The sequence below is a fragment of the Pseudomonas sp. 8209 genome (assembly GCF_028682105.1).
In the GTDB taxonomy this organism is placed as follows: Bacteria; Pseudomonadota; Gammaproteobacteria; order Pseudomonadales; family Pseudomonadaceae; genus Aquipseudomonas; species Aquipseudomonas palmensis.
In genome coordinates this window covers 16,487-29,724 of record NZ_JANIAH010000008.1, presented here as the reverse complement: position 1 = coordinate 29,724, position 13,238 = coordinate 16,487, and the positions used below count along the sequence as shown (strand labels likewise).

Genomic DNA, 13,238 nt, shown 5'->3' with positions numbered 1-13,238 from the left:
ACTGGAAAGACGGGCCCGTTTCCAGTGTGGCAGGTTAATTGCCCGGCAGCCCGGCCGGGTGCGTTGTCACTGTTCGTCGAGGTTCAGGTGCAGGTTGTCGATCAGGCGCGTGGCGCCCAGTACCGCTGCTACCAGAATCACCAGGTCGCGGTCGTGCGCCGCTGCCGGGCGCAGGTTCAGCGCCTGACGGATTTCCAGGTAGTCGGGCTTGAAGCCGGCCTCCACCAGTTGTTGCCGACCTTCGGCGATCAGCACCTCGAAGTCACGGCGGCCCTGGCCGATTGCCTGGGCGATCCGGCTCAGGGTGCGGTAGATCGTGGGCGCAGTGGCACGTTGTGCGTCGGTCAGGTAACCGTTGCGCGACGACAGGGCCAGGCCGTCCTCGGCGCGCACGGTCGGTTCGCCGATGATCTGGATGGGCAGGTTGAGGTCGCGCACCAGCGCGCGGATCACCGCCAGTTGCTGGAAGTCCTTCTGGCCGAACACGGCCAGGTCGGGCTGGACCATGTTGAACAGCTTGCTGACCACCGTGGCAACACCCTCGAAGTGCCCGGGACGGCTGGCGCCACACAGCCCTTCGGACAGGTGCGGCACGCTGACCAGGGTCTGGGCCGCCATGCCGTCGGGGTACATTTCTTCGACGTCGGGGGTGAACAGCAGGTGGCAGCCGGCCTGCAGGAGTTTTTCCTGGTCGGCGGCGAGGGTGCGCGGGTACTTGTCGAGGTCTTCGTTGGCGCCGAACTGCAGCGGGTTGACGAAGATGCTCGCCACCACGAAATCTGCCCGCTGCGCGGCCTTGGTCACCAGCGCGGCATGCCCGCTGTGCAGGTTGCCCATGGTGGGCACGAAGCCGATGCGCTTGCCCTCGCTGCGTGCGCGGGCGACCGCAGCGCGCAGTTCAAGGATGGTCTTGACGGTGTTCATGCGCTGAACCCATGTTCGGTGCCGGGGAAGGTCACGCCCTTGACGGCTTGCACGTAGGCACCGAAAGCACCGGCAATGTCGGGCTGGCCGAGCATGAAGTTCTTCACGAACTTGGGCACGCGGCCGCTGAGCGACAGGCCGAGCATGTCGTGCATCACCAGTACCTGGCCATCGGTGGCGCTGCCGGCACCGATGCCGATGACCGGAATGGTCACGGCCTGGGTGATTTCCGCCGCCAGCTCGCTGGGCACACATTCGAGCAGCAGCATGGCTGCGCCGGCCTGCTCCAGGGCGATAGCGTCGGCGCGCATCTGCCGTGCCTGGTTCTCCTGGCGGCCCTGGACCTTGTAGCCGCCCAGGATGTTCACGGTCTGCGGCGTGAGGCCCATGTGCGCACACACCGGCACGCCGCGTTCGGCCAGCAGGCGAATGGTCTCGGCCAGCCAGGCGGCGCCCTCGACCTTGACCATGTGCGCGCCGGCCTGCATCAGTGCGCCGGCATTGGCGAAGGCCTGCTCGGTGGTGGCGCAGGCCATGAAGGGCAGGTCGGCCAGAATCAGCGCACCCTGGTTGCCGCGCTTGACGCAGGCGGTGTGGTAGGCCATTTCGGCGTTGGTCACCGGCAAGGTGCTGTCATGGCCCTGCAGGACCATGCCCAGGGAGTCACCCACCAGCAATATTTCCACGCCGGCCTGACTCGCCACCTTGGCAAAGGTCGCGTCATAGCAGGTCAGCATGGTTATTTTCTCGCCCTTGGCCTTGAGGCCTTGCAGGGTGGTCAGGGTTACTTCTGGCATGAAAGGAATCCTCGTTCAGGCGCTGTGAAAAACGACTGCGTACAACGCGTGTATTCATCTACTGGAACAGCACATCATCGATTGTGGTGTTTGGAGTACAACCCTGTTCCAGGCCTATATACGCCTTATGCGGCGCCGGGGCGCTGCGGGACGCCTATAGTCGTGAGCACGAAGACTGAAGTCAATTACCCTGTTACCGCATTGTTACGAAGGCGCTGTTACGGGCGTTACCGCGTGGGGGAGCGCCCGGTTACAGGCGCTCGAGGCCAACGAACGGGCATTCTGCCAGCCATTGCGCGAGGGGGCGCTGGTCGGGCAGGCAGAAGTCGCCGGGCACCAGCTCTGCCAGGGGGTACAGCACGAACGGGCGGGCGTGCATGTGATAGTGGGGAACCTTCAGGCGCGGCTCGTCGAGCACCTGATCGGCATACAGCAGGATATCCAGGTCCAGGGTGCGTGGGCCCCAGCGTTCCTTGCGTTCGCGGCCCTGGTCGGCCTCGATGGCCTGCAGGGCATCGAGCAGCGCCAGCGGCGCCAGCGAAGTATCGAGCGCCGCAACCGCGTTGGTGTAGCGCGGCTGGCCAGGCGACAGCGAGTCGCTGGCGTAGAACGACGACACACCGGCCAGTTGCGAACCCGGCAACCGGCCCAGCGCCTCGAGGGCGCTGCGCAGTTGCTGTTGCGGGTCGGCCAGGTTGCTGCCCAGGCCGATGTAGGCACGCACCATGCGGCGTTACTCGCCTGCGCCGTCGGCGCGCTTGCGCTTGCTCGGGCTGCGCTTGCGTTTGCGCGGGCCCGCGCCGGCGCCGTCGTCGCGGCTGCCCAGGTCACGGATCATGTCGCGGCGCTCGCTGTCGTTGCATTCCTGGTAGTCGGTCCACCATTGGCCCAGGCCGTCGGTTTCCTCGCCCGCGCTCTCGCGCAGCAGCAGGAAGTCGTAGCCGGCGCGAAAACGCGGGTTGTCCAGCAGCAGGTCGGCACGTTTGCCGCTGCGCCGTGGCAGGCGCTCCTGCATGTCCCAGATCTCGCGGATCGGCATCGTGAAGCGCTTGGGGATCGCAATGCGCTGGCACTGTTCGGCGATCAGCTCGTGGGCGGCTTCCTGCAGGGCCGGGATCGGCGGCATGCCGCGGCTCTGCAGGCGCAGGGCACGCCCTGGCAGCGCCGGCCAGAGCATGGCGGCGAACAGGAAGGCCGGGGTGACCGGCTTGCCTTGCTTGATGCGCAGGTCGGTGTTGATCAGCGCCTGGCTGATCAGGGTGTGGGTGTAGGTCGGCTGGTCTTCCAGCGCCTGGGCACTGGCCGGAAACAGCGGGTCGAACAGTTGCAGGTCGACCAGCATCTCGAAGGTGTCGGCCGCATAGCCGGACAGGAACAGCTTCAGGGTTTCTTCGAACAGGCGTGCGGCAGGGATTTCACGCAGCATCGGGGCCAGCTCGCGGATCGGCTGCACGGTGTGCTTTTCGATACCGAAGTTGAGCTTGGCCGCGAAGCGCACGGCCCGCAGCATACGTACCGGGTCTTCCTGGTAGCGCTGCACAGGGTCGCCGATCAGGCGGATCAGACGGTTGCGGATATCGTGCACGCCGTTGGCGTAATCGAGAATGCGCTCGCTGACCGGATCGTAGTACAGGGCGTTGATGGTGAAGTCGCGGCGCTGCGCGTCTTCTTCCAGGGTGCCGTATACATTGTCACGCAGGATGCGCCCGCTCTCGTTGCGTGAAGAGGTGTGGCTGTTCTCTTCCTCGACCTCGGGATGGTTGGCGCGGAAGGTGGCGACTTCGATGATTTCGCGACCGAAATGGATATGCACCAGCTTGAACCGCCGGCCGATGATCCGGGCGTTGCGAAACTCTGCACGGACCTGTTCGGGGGTGGCACTGGTGGCGACGTCGAAGTCCTTGGGGGTAATGCCCAGGAGTTGATCGCGAACGCAACCGCCGACCAGGTAGGCCTGGTAGCCTGCGTTCTGCAGGCGCTCGACGATGTTCACCGCGTGGCGGCTGAACTGGCCACGTTGCAGTGAATGCTGGCCGCTATTGATCACTTCGGGCGTGGTGCGAATGTGGTGCTGGCCACGCACGGTAGGACGGAATGACTGGAACAACTTCTTCAGCATGGGATGCACTGTTTGAAGGAATGTTCGGCCAAAAACGAAGAATGGCCGCATGATGGGCGGGGATTCTAGCATTTACTCGAAGGATGGTGTAGGCGGGTGCATCGGGCGGGCTGAAAGCCGGAAACTACAAGGGGAGCCGAAGCTCCCCAAGAAGTAGTTGCATGCTCTTATTGTTCTTTTGCCGGGCTTCTTGTTTTTGTTGAGTGCCCTACCCACAAAACCGCAAGGCTTGTGGGTGTTCTCCCTAACCGGGAGTCAAGAGCAAACGGATTGCTTTGGTCGCTGAGGTTGCAGTGATCATGCGATCCAACCAGTTCAGGCCCTGCTTGAGTGCAGTTTTTGTTGTTCTCTGCCTGGTTGTGGGGCAAGCCCCAAATACAACTCCTCTCCAAAAGAATCAGTTAGCTGCGCCTCCGCCGTCTTGTTCTTATTGTGCGTGAGCCGATTCGTCTTATTTTTATTGTCTTTTGCAGTGCTTGTTATTGTTCTTGTACCGAACATATAGCAGGTGCCGTGCCAACTTTTGCAAACCCCAGTAAAACAAGGGGTTAGGCGGTTTTGGGGGCGTTTGGCGGGCATAAAAAAACCGGGGATTCGTTACCGTATGCCCCGGTTTCTGTTACGTGATCAGCGTGAGGTAACATTTTTTTCACACGCCCTGGTGTTACCTGCCGGTAACACCGGTGCGCGTGCTGGCTCAGCTTTCGCTGGTGGCCCCGCTCTTGCGCCGCGGGATACCCAGGCGCTGACGACGTTCCCACAGGCATTTGCGGCTGACACCGAGCTTGCGGGCCAGCTCGGTCTCGGTCATGTGGTCCTGGTGTTCGAGTACAAAGTGCTGGAAGTAGTCTTCCAGTGACAGGTCTTCGGTCGGTTCGTGGCTGGTGTTGCTGGCGGCGCCGCCGGCAGACGGCAGGCCGGCGAACACGTCATCGTCTTCCAGGTCGGCCAGCTCGATGTCGATGCCCAGCAGGTCGGCAGAGATTTCCGGGCTTTCGCACAGGATCACCGCGCGCTCCACAGCGTTTTCCAGCTCTCGCACGTTGCCCGGCCAGGAGTAATGACGAATGGCCTGTTCGGCGTCATGGGCAAACTTCAGGTCGTTGCGCCCGATGCGTGCGCTCTGGCGGGCGAGGAACGCATTGGCGATCTCGTTGACGTCGGCGCCACGCTCGCGCAGGGCGGGCAGCTTGAGGGCGATCACGTGCAGGCGATAGTAAAGGTCTTCGCGGAACTGGCCGACCTTGGCCAGGTTCTTCAGGTCGCGGTGGGTGGCGGCAATCAGGCGCACATCGACCTTTTGCGATTGCACCGAGCCCACCCGTCGGATCTCGCCTTCCTGCAGTACGCGCAGCAGGCGGGCCTGGGCTTCGAGCGGCAGTTCGCCGATCTCGTCGAGAAACAGTGTGCCCCCGTCGGCCGCTTCGACCAGGCCGGCACGGCCGGCGCTGGCGCCGGTGAACGCGCCCTTTTCGTGACCGAACAGCTCGGACTCGATCAGGCTTTCGGGAATCGCCGCGCAGTTGACCGAAATCATCGGCGCCTTGGCCCGGCGTGACAGGTTGTGCAGCGCGCGCGCCACCAGCTCCTTGCCGGTACCCGATTCACCCTGGATCAGTACATTGGAGTCGGTGGGCGCGACCTTGCGGATCTTGCCGTACAGGTCCTGCATCGGCGGGCACGAGCCGATGATGCCGATTTCGCCATTGGCATTGCCCGGCTTGTCCGCCGGGGCCGCCTTGGCGCCGGCGCTGCTGCGCTCGGCAGGGGCGGCGGGGGCGTTCTGGCGGTCGCGCAGGATGCGGGCGACGGCCTGGAGCATCTCGTCGTGATCGAAGGGCTTGGCGATGTAGTCCACTGCGCCCATCTTCATCGAGTCGACGGCCGAGCGCAGGCTGGCGTAGCTGGTCATGATCAGCACCGGCTTGCCTTCGCCCAGCTTGATCAGCTCGGTACCCGGTGCGCCGGGCAGGCGCAGGTCGCTGACAATCAGGTCGAAGCTCGGAATGCTGAAGCGTTCCTGGGCCTCCTGTACCGAGCCGGCTTCGCTGACCTGGTACTGGTTGCGTTCGAGCAGGCGACGCAAGGCCGAGCGGATGATGGTTTCGTCTTCGACGATCAGAATATGCGGCATTGATTCAATTCTCTCGACGGTCTCAGTTCACAGCGGACGTCGCTACGACATGACGCGGCAGGGTCACACGGATCCGGGTGCCACGCTGGCTTTGAGTATCGGCCGGGCTGTCGATGGTGATTTGTCCATAATGCTCTTCCACGATGGAATAGACCAGAGCGAGCCCCAGCCCGGTGCCTTCGCCCGGATCCTTGGTGGTGAAGAAGGGTTCGAACAGCCGGTCCATGATGCTCTTCGGAATGCCGCTGCCTTCGTCCTCGACGATCAGGTCGACGGTGTGCTCGCTGGCTTCGCTCTTGACCCGTACCGCCGTGCCGGCCGGCGATGCATCGCGGGCGTTGGACAGCAGGTTGATGAGTACCTGCGCCAGGCGCTGCGGATCGCCGTCGACCCAGTGCTCGGGGTCGCACAGGTTGAAGAACTGTACTTCGAAATTGCGCCGGTTCAAGGCCAGCAGACCGATGGCATCCTGCGCCACTTCGGCCAGGCACACCGGTTCGTCACTGTGCTGGTGGCTGCCGGCGTGGGCGAAGCTCATCAGCGACTGGACGATGCGCGAGATGCGCTTGGTCTGCTCCAGGATCTGGCTGCTCAGCTCGGTGATCTCACCGTCGTCCTCGCGCTCTTCACGCAGGTTCTGCGCCAGGCAGGCGATGCCGGTGACCGGGTTGCCGATTTCGTGGGCGACCCCGGCGGCCAGGCGGCCGATGCTGGCCAGGCGCTCGGAGTGCACCAGCTTGTCTTCGAGCATCTGGGTTTCGGTGAGGTCTTCCACCAACAGCACCAGGCCGCTGTTGCCAGGTGCCAGGGGCTCGTCGATGGCCGCCTTGTGCAGGTTGAGCCAGCGGGTCTGCCCGTCCAGGCCCAGGCGCTGCTTGTGCAGGTGCTCGTCGGGCACGTTGATGAACCCCAGCAACAGGCCGCGCCAGGGTTCGCCGATGGTGGTCAGGCGCGAGCCGACCACACGCTTGGCGGGGATGCCGGTCAGCTCTTCCATGGCCCTGTTCCACATCAGGATCTCCTGATCCTTGGCCAGCGAGCAGACGCCCATGGGCAGCTCCTGCAGGGTCTGGCGGTGGTAGCGGCGCAGGGCATCGAGCTCGGCGGCCAGGCCGGTGAGGCGCGAGTGATAGTCTTCCAGGCGGCTCTCGATGAAATGGATGTCTTCGGTCACGTAGTTCTCGCTGCCCGACTTGTACGGCAGGAAGGTCTCGACCATGTCCTGTGCCACGCTGGGGCCCATCAGGCCCGACAGGTTGGCCTCGATGCGGTCGCGCAGGCGTCGCAGGGCGTACGGGCGGCGTTCGTCGAAGGGCAGGTACAGGTCGCGCAGGGCTTGCTCGACTTCTTTCTGCGCGGCCTTGGCGCCCAGCGGCTTGGCCAGCTGGGTGGCGAATTCCTGCGGCGAGGCGGCGTGCAGTTCGCGCCGTTGCGGACGGCGCACGTTATCCACGGCGCAGGCCTCGGCGGCGGCGACTTCCTCGGCGCTGGCGTTGCTGAACAGCGAGATCAGGGTGAACAGCAGCACGTTGGCCGCCAGCGAGGCGATCGCCGCCATGTGCCAGCTGGTGTCGTCGAGCACATAGATCATGTTCAGCAGCGGAATGTAGAAGCCCTGCAGGTTGCCCACCAGCGGCAGCAGCATGGTCACCATCCACACCAGGATCCCCGCCAGCAGGCCGGCGATGAAGCCGCGCCGGTTGGCAGTGGGCCAGTACAGCACCGACAGCACGCCGGGCAGGAACTGCAGGGTGGCAACGAAGGCGACGATGCCCAGGTTGGCCAGGTCCTGCTGGGCGCCGAGCAGCAGATAGAAGCCGAAACCGGCGGCGATGATCGCCACGATCAGCGCGCGGCGCGTCCATTTCAGCCAGCGATAGATGTTGCCTTCGGCCGGCGGCTGGTACAGCGGCAGCACCAGGTGGTTCAGCGCCATGCCCGACAGCGCCAGCGTAGTGACGATGATCAGCCCGCTGGCAGCGGATAGCCCGCCGATGTAGGCCAGTAGCGCCAGGGCCTGATTGTTGGCGGCGATGCCCAGGCCCAGGGTGAAGTATTCCGGGCTGGTGCTGGCGCCCAGCTTGAGCCCGGCCCACAGGATCAGCGGTACCGCCAGGCTCATCAACAGCAGGAACAGCGGCAGGCCCCAGCTGGCGCTGACCAGCGAGCGCGGGTTGAGGTTCTCGGTAAAGGCCATGTGGTACATGTGCGGCATCACGATGGCCGAGGCGAAGAACACCAGCAGCAGGGTGCGCCACGGGCCTTCCTGCAAGGGTGTGTGCAGCGCGGCGAGGGCGGTCTGGTTCTGCAGCAGCCACACCTCCAGCTCGTGCGGGCCGCCGAACACCCCGTACAGCGCATACAGGCCGATGCCGCCCAACGCCAGCAGCTTGACCACCGACTCGAAGGCGATGGCGAACACCAGCCCTTCGTGTTTCTCGCGGGTGGCGATATGGCGTGAGCCAAAGAAGATGGTGAACAGCGTGATCATGGCGCAGAAGGCCAGGGCCACGCGACTCTTGACCGGCTCGCCGGTGAGGATGCTGATGGAGTCGGCCACGGCCTGGATCTGCAGGGCCAGCAGCGGCAGCACGCCGATCAGCATGAAGATCGTGGTGAGGGCGCCGGCCCAGGTACTGCGAAAGCGGAACGCGATGAGGTCGGCCAGCGACGAGAGCTGGTAGGTGCGGGTGATCTTCAGGATCGGATAGAGCAGCACCGGGGCGAGCAGGAATGCACCGGACACTCCCAGGTAGCAGGCCAGGAAACCGTAGCCGTACTGGTAGGCCAGGCCGACTGTGCCGTAGAAGGCCCAAGCACTGGCGTACACGCCCAGCGACAGGGTGTAGGTCAGTGGGTGGCGAATGATCGAGCGCGGGATCATGCCGCGCTCGCTGATCCAGGCCACGCCGAACAGCACCAGCAGGTAGGCGGCGCTGATCAGGATCATCTGGGTCAGGCTAAAGCTCATCGGCATCACGTTGGCTCTGCAGGATAAAGGTCACGACGATCAGGATCAGCCACAGCAGGTAGGGGCGATACCAGGCGCCGGTGGGTTCGATCCACCAGTCCATGATGGCCGGGGAGAACAGGTAGATCCCCACTACCAGAAGCAGGACCAAGCGATAGATGTACATGCGGGCCTCGTTGGCTGTGGACGCTGCGTGCCTGGGCTTATTATTGGCGCAAATCGGCGTCGATGGTAACGGAAGGGCCGGTGCCTGCAAACGACCTTCGCCAGAATGCCCAACGAATTGAATTTGTTGGGCTTTGTGCAAGCTGTTCCGGCCTCTTCGCTGCCCAGGTTCTGTACTGGCCTGGAGGGCAACGGTGCACCGATGGGCGCTGGCCTGCCAGCGAACGGCTCAACGCCTGTGTCAGCAGTGGGCAGCGATCAATGAAGGTCGGCTTCCGGCACGCTCAGGCGCCGGGGCAGGGCGTCGGTATTCCAGTGCTGGGCGGCGTGCGCGAGTACCTCGCTCGGCGTACCCAGCGCCATGCCCGCCTCGACCGGTTGGCCGAGAGCACGCAAGGCCCGCAACAGCAAGGGTGTGGCCTGGTCCGCCGGCAACGGTGCCGAGCGATACGACTTGCCCAGCTTGTGCCCGTCGGGCTGGGTGATCAGCGGCACATGCAGGTAGCGCGGCTGCGACAGGCCCAGCAGCTCCTGCAGGTACAGCTGGCGCGGGGTGTTGTCGAGCAGGTCGGCGCCGCGCACGATATCGGTCACGCCTTGCCAGGCATCGTCCAGCACCACTGCCAGCTGGTAAGCGTACAGGCCATCGCGGCGCCGGATCACGAAGTCGCCCACCTCGCGTCCCAGGTGCTGCTCGAAGCGGCCCTGCAGACGGTCGGTGAAGTGATAGCTCAGCTCGGGCACGCGCAGGCGAATGGCCGCGTCCTCCTGGGCGTGGCCCAGGTTGCGACACAGGCCCGGATAGATACCGTTGTACCCTTCCAGCTGCTTGCGCGAACAGGTACAGGCGTACGCCAGGCCCTGCTGGAACAGGCGCTGCACCACGGCGGCATAGGCGTCGTGACGCTGGCTCTGGTACACCACTGCGCCGTCCCAGTGCAGGCCGTAGTTTTCCAGGGTGTGCAGGATGGCGGCCTGTGCGCCGGGGGCTTCGCGCGGCGGGTCGATGTCTTCCATGCGCAGCAGCCATTGCCCGCCCACGGCGCGTGCGTCCAGCCACGAGGCGAGGGCGGCGACCAGCGAGCCGAAATGCAGAAAACCACTGGGGGTGGGGGCGAAGCGCCCGATGTAGCGCGGGGTGTTCATCACAGGCGGGTAGATCCGACAGCCATAAATGAAACGGGGCGCCTTGAGCGCCCCGTTCTGTTCAGGTCAGGCCTTGCCGACCTGTTTTTCCTTGATTTCCGCAAGGTTCTTGCAGTCGAAGCACTTGTCAGCGGTAGGGCGGGCCTCCAGGCGGCGCACACCGATTTCAACACCGCAGTCTTCGCACCAGCCGTAGTCCTTGTCCTGGATCAGTTGCAGCGTCTTGTCGATCTTCTTGATCAACTTGCGCTCGCGGTCACGATTGCGCAGTTCCAGCGCAAACTCTTCTTCCTGGCTGGCACGGTCTGCCGGGTCGGCAAAGTTGGCTGCCTCTTCCTTCATGTGGTCTACAGTCCGATCCACTTCCTTCATCAGGTCCTGCTTCCACTTGTTCAGGATGGAGACAAAGTGGGCCCGCATGTCATCGCTCATGTACTCCTCACCCTTACCAGCTTCATAGGGGGTGAAGTCGCCAACGGCTTGAACGGTTTGTTTCTTTTCTTGGGTGGACATGAATAGACCGCCTCTCACTCTTCTAATCCATTGCGCAGGCTTCTCCATCTCCGGCGCCCGCCGGCCCTGCGACTGCGAGCCGCCGAACTTACCAGATCGAATCGGGGCGCGCTACTCCCGGTTGTCTCCCCGGTTGACCACGGCTTTACCCACACGTTCGTTCCCATGCATGGGTAGAATCATCATTTTAGACCCATTTGAGAGAAGGCCATGGCCCAGCCCTACAGTGCGCGCAGTCGCGCCATCGAACCCTTTCATGTCATGGCGCTGCTGGCGCGGGCCAACGAACTGCAGGCAGCCGGGCATGACGTGATCCACCTGGAGATCGGCGAGCCGGACTTCACCACTGCCGCGCCCATCGTCGAAGCCGGCCAGGCTGCCCTGGCCGCAGGCCACACGCGCTACACCGCGGCACGTGGCCTGCCTGCGCTGCGCGAGGCGATTGCCGGGTTCTATGCCCAGCGTTACGGGGTGAACATCGACCCGCAGCGCATCCTGATCACCCCGGGCGGCTCGGGCGCATTGCTGCTGGCGGCCAGCCTGTTGGTCGACCCAGGCAAGCACTGGCTGCTGGCCGACCCGGGCTACCCGTGCAACCGGCACTTTCTGCGCCTGGTCGAGGGCGGTGCGCAACTGGTGCCGGTCGGCCCCGAGGCCAACTACCAGCTCAATGCCGACCTGGTCGAGCGTTACTGGGACAACGAGACCGTCGGTGCACTGGTGGCCTCGCCCGCCAACCCCACCGGCACGGTGCTCGACCGCGAGCAACTGGCCAGCCTGTCGCAGGCCACCCGTGCGCACAATGGCCACCTGGTGGTCGACGAGATCTATCACGGCCTGACCTACGGCATCGACGCCCCCAGCGTGCTGGAAGTCGATGACGAAGCCTTCGTGCTGAATAGTTTCTCAAAATATTTCGGCATGACCGGCTGGCGCCTCGGCTGGCTGGTAGCGCCGCCTGCAGCGGTCGCCGACCTGGAGAAGCTGGCGCAAAACCTCTACATCAGTGCGCCGAGCATGGCCCAACATGCTGCGCTGGCCTGTTTCGAACCGCGCACGCTGGCGATTTTCGAGGAGCGTCGCGCCGAGTTCGCGCGGCGTCGCGACTTCTTGTTGCCGGCCCTGCGCGAGCTGGGCTTCGGTATCGCGGTGGAACCGCAAGGGGCGTTCTACCTGTACGCCGATATCAGCGCGTTCGGCGGTGATGCCTTCGCGTTCTGTCAGTACTTCCTCGAAACCGAGCACGTAGCCTTCACCCCGGGCCTGGACTTCGGTCGTCACCAGGCCGGGCACCATGTGCGGTTTGCCTACACCCAGAGCCTGCCGCGCCTGCAGCAGGCGGTCGAGCGGATCGCCCGCGGTTTGCGGAGTTGGCAAGGCTGATGCGTTTTTTCCCCGAACTTGAGCAGGCGCGCCTGCTGCGGCGCTACAAGCGTTTTCTGGCCGACATCGAACTGGCCAACGGCGAACAGATGACCATCCACTGCCCCAACACCGGGTCGATGCTCAACTGCATGCTGGAGGGCGGCAAGGTCTGGTTCAGTCGGTCCAGCGACCCCAAGCGCAAATTGCCGGGCACCTGGGAAATCGCCGAGACCCCGCAAGGCCGGCTGGCCTGTGTGAACACCGGGCGGGCCAATGCCATCGTCGAAGAGGCGCTGCACGCCGGGCGCATCACCGAGCTGGCCGGCTTCACGGCGCTCCGGCGGGAGGTGGCCTATGGCGAGGAACGCAGCCGCATCGATTTTCGCCTGGAGTACCCCACAGGGCCGGCCTATGTCGAGGTCAAGAGCGTGACCCTGGGCTTCGACGGCTCGCGGATAGCGGCGTTTCCCGACGCGGTGACCCAACGTGGCGCCAAGCACCTGCGCGAACTGTCGGCACTGGTGCGCCAGGGTGTGCGGGCGGTACAACTGTATTGCGTGAACCTGAGCGGCATCGATGCGGTGCGCCCGGCCGAGGAAATCGACAGCGCCTATGCCGCGGCCTTGCGTGCAGCGGCAGCCGAAGGTGTCGAGGTGCTGGCCTACGGCGTGCACCTGGACGGCGAGCAGATCAGCATCGACCGCGCATTGCCGGTGATGCTCACGTAATGAGCCAGATGCCCTGGCTGTCTTCCCGGCAGTCCAGGGCCTGCAATGCATCCCCGGTACAGGGGCCGGCCACGCATTCACCGGACTCCGGCACGAACAGTGCGCCGTGATGAACGCAGGCGATCAGTTGGGCGCTGGGGTCCAGGAATTGGTCTGCCTCCCAGTTCAGGCCGATGCCACGATGCGGGCAGCGGTTGCGGTACAGGTAGACGCGGCCCTGGCGACGTACGCCGAACAGGTCGATGCCTGCGGCCTTGAAGCCGCGGCTCTGGCCCTCGCCCAGCTCGGACGGGCGGCAAAGAAGGTGCATGGGTAGGTTCACTTGAAGAAACGAGAGTCGGCTTGACGTCCAAATGCAAATAATTATCAAATTGCC

The 13,238-nt window shown here is 64.4% G+C and carries 12 protein-coding genes; 2 read left to right on the top strand and 10 right to left on the bottom strand.

Annotation, left to right across the window (positions count from 1 at the left end; genetic code table 11):
- Positions 1–66: 66 nt before the first annotated feature.
- The 9 genes from panC to dksA all read right to left on the bottom strand — a co-directional run bounded on the left by panC (position 67) and on the right by dksA (position 10,769).
- On the bottom strand, positions 67–924 hold the full coding sequence (gene panC, locus NP552_RS18085) for a pantoate--beta-alanine ligase (RefSeq protein ID WP_274096995.1): 858 nt from the start codon (positions 922–924) through the stop codon (positions 67–69).
- Positions 921–1,721 (bottom strand): 3-methyl-2-oxobutanoate hydroxymethyltransferase, encoded by an 801-nt coding sequence (gene panB / locus NP552_RS18080; protein ID WP_043863808.1) that lies wholly within the window; start codon positions 1,719–1,721, stop codon positions 921–923. The genes panC and panB overlap by 4 nt, the downstream gene beginning before the upstream one ends.
- 250 nt (positions 1,722–1,971) lie before the next feature.
- Positions 1,972–2,448 (bottom strand): 2-amino-4-hydroxy-6-hydroxymethyldihydropteridine diphosphokinase, encoded by a 477-nt coding sequence (folK, locus tag NP552_RS18075; protein ID WP_043863807.1) that lies wholly within the window; start codon positions 2,446–2,448, stop codon positions 1,972–1,974.
- A 6-nt stretch (positions 2,449–2,454) separates the two neighbouring features.
- A complete protein-coding gene (locus NP552_RS18070) occupies positions 2,455–3,840 on the bottom strand; it encodes a polynucleotide adenylyltransferase PcnB (RefSeq protein WP_196932671.1) in 1,386 nt (461 codons plus the stop codon).
- Between the two features lie 697 nt (positions 3,841–4,537).
- Complete coding sequence (locus tag NP552_RS18065; protein ID WP_043863805.1) at positions 4,538–5,974, bottom strand: sigma-54-dependent transcriptional regulator; 1,437 nt, start codon at positions 5,972–5,974, stop codon at positions 4,538–4,540.
- A gap of 22 nt (positions 5,975–5,996) precedes the next feature.
- On the bottom strand, positions 5,997–8,951 hold the full coding sequence (locus NP552_RS18060; RefSeq protein ID WP_162484883.1) for a sensor histidine kinase: 2,955 nt from the start codon (positions 8,949–8,951) through the stop codon (positions 5,997–5,999).
- A complete protein-coding gene (locus NP552_RS18055) occupies positions 8,935–9,111 on the bottom strand; it encodes a hypothetical protein (protein ID WP_003250005.1) in 177 nt (58 codons plus the stop codon). Before NP552_RS18055 ends, NP552_RS18060 begins: the two co-directional genes overlap by 17 nt.
- Before the next feature lie 257 nt (positions 9,112–9,368).
- Positions 9,369–10,256 carry a tRNA glutamyl-Q(34) synthetase GluQRS gene (gene gluQRS / locus NP552_RS18050; RefSeq protein ID WP_043863803.1) on the bottom strand — a complete coding sequence of 296 codons (888 nt, stop codon included), beginning with the start codon at positions 10,254–10,256 and terminating at the stop codon, positions 9,369–9,371.
- A gap of 66 nt (positions 10,257–10,322) precedes the next feature.
- Entirely contained in the window at positions 10,323–10,769 is a 447-nt protein-coding gene (gene dksA / locus NP552_RS18045; protein ID WP_043863802.1) for an RNA polymerase-binding protein DksA, read from the bottom strand.
- 210 nt (positions 10,770–10,979) lie between these two features.
- Between dksA and NP552_RS18040 the strand changes: the two genes are divergently transcribed.
- Positions 10,980–12,152, top strand: coding sequence for a pyridoxal phosphate-dependent aminotransferase (locus NP552_RS18040; protein WP_274096994.1), 1,173 nt, complete (start codon positions 10,980–10,982; stop codon positions 12,150–12,152).
- Positions 12,152–12,862 carry a DNA/RNA nuclease SfsA gene (gene sfsA / locus NP552_RS18035; protein WP_043863800.1) on the top strand — a complete coding sequence of 237 codons (711 nt, stop codon included), beginning with the start codon at positions 12,152–12,154 and terminating at the stop codon, positions 12,860–12,862. The genes NP552_RS18040 and sfsA overlap by 1 nt, the downstream gene beginning before the upstream one ends.
- On the opposite strand, the gene NP552_RS18030 is transcribed toward sfsA, so the two are convergent.
- Entirely contained in the window at positions 12,855–13,172 is a 318-nt protein-coding gene (locus tag NP552_RS18030; RefSeq protein ID WP_043863799.1) for a Rieske (2Fe-2S) protein, read from the bottom strand. The genes sfsA and NP552_RS18030 overlap by 8 nt on opposite strands.
- Positions 13,173–13,238 lie beyond the last annotated feature (66 nt).

Bases quoted from the DNA above. Each gene is read 5' to 3' on its own strand.
- NP552_RS18040 (WP_274096994.1), top strand. From the start codon at position 10,980: ATGGCCCAGCCCTACAGTGCGCGCAGTCGCGCCATCGAACCCTTTCAT.
- panC (WP_274096995.1), bottom strand. From the start codon at position 924: ATGAACACCGTCAAGACCATCCTTGAACTGCGCGCTGCGGTCGCCCGC.
- panB (WP_043863808.1), bottom strand. From the start codon at position 1,721: ATGCCAGAAGTAACCCTGACCACCCTGCAAGGCCTCAAGGCCAAGGGC.
- NP552_RS18030 (WP_043863799.1), bottom strand. From the start codon at position 13,172: ATGCACCTTCTTTGCCGCCCGTCCGAGCTGGGCGAGGGCCAGAGCCGC.
- NP552_RS18065 (WP_043863805.1), bottom strand. From the start codon at position 5,974: ATGCCGCATATTCTGATCGTCGAAGACGAAACCATCATCCGCTCGGCC.
- dksA (WP_043863802.1), bottom strand. From the start codon at position 10,769: ATGTCCACCCAAGAAAAGAAACAAACCGTTCAAGCCGTTGGCGACTTC.
- folK (WP_043863807.1), bottom strand. From the start codon at position 2,448: ATGGTGCGTGCCTACATCGGCCTGGGCAGCAACCTGGCCGACCCGCAA.
- NP552_RS18055 (WP_003250005.1), bottom strand. From the start codon at position 9,111: ATGTACATCTATCGCTTGGTCCTGCTTCTGGTAGTGGGGATCTACCTG.
- gluQRS (WP_043863803.1), bottom strand. From the start codon at position 10,256: ATGAACACCCCGCGCTACATCGGGCGCTTCGCCCCCACCCCCAGTGGT.
- sfsA (WP_043863800.1), top strand. From the start codon at position 12,152: ATGCGTTTTTTCCCCGAACTTGAGCAGGCGCGCCTGCTGCGGCGCTAC.
- NP552_RS18060 (WP_162484883.1), bottom strand. From the start codon at position 8,951: ATGCCGATGAGCTTTAGCCTGACCCAGATGATCCTGATCAGCGCCGCC.
- NP552_RS18070 (WP_196932671.1), bottom strand. From the start codon at position 3,840: ATGCTGAAGAAGTTGTTCCAGTCATTCCGTCCTACCGTGCGTGGCCAG.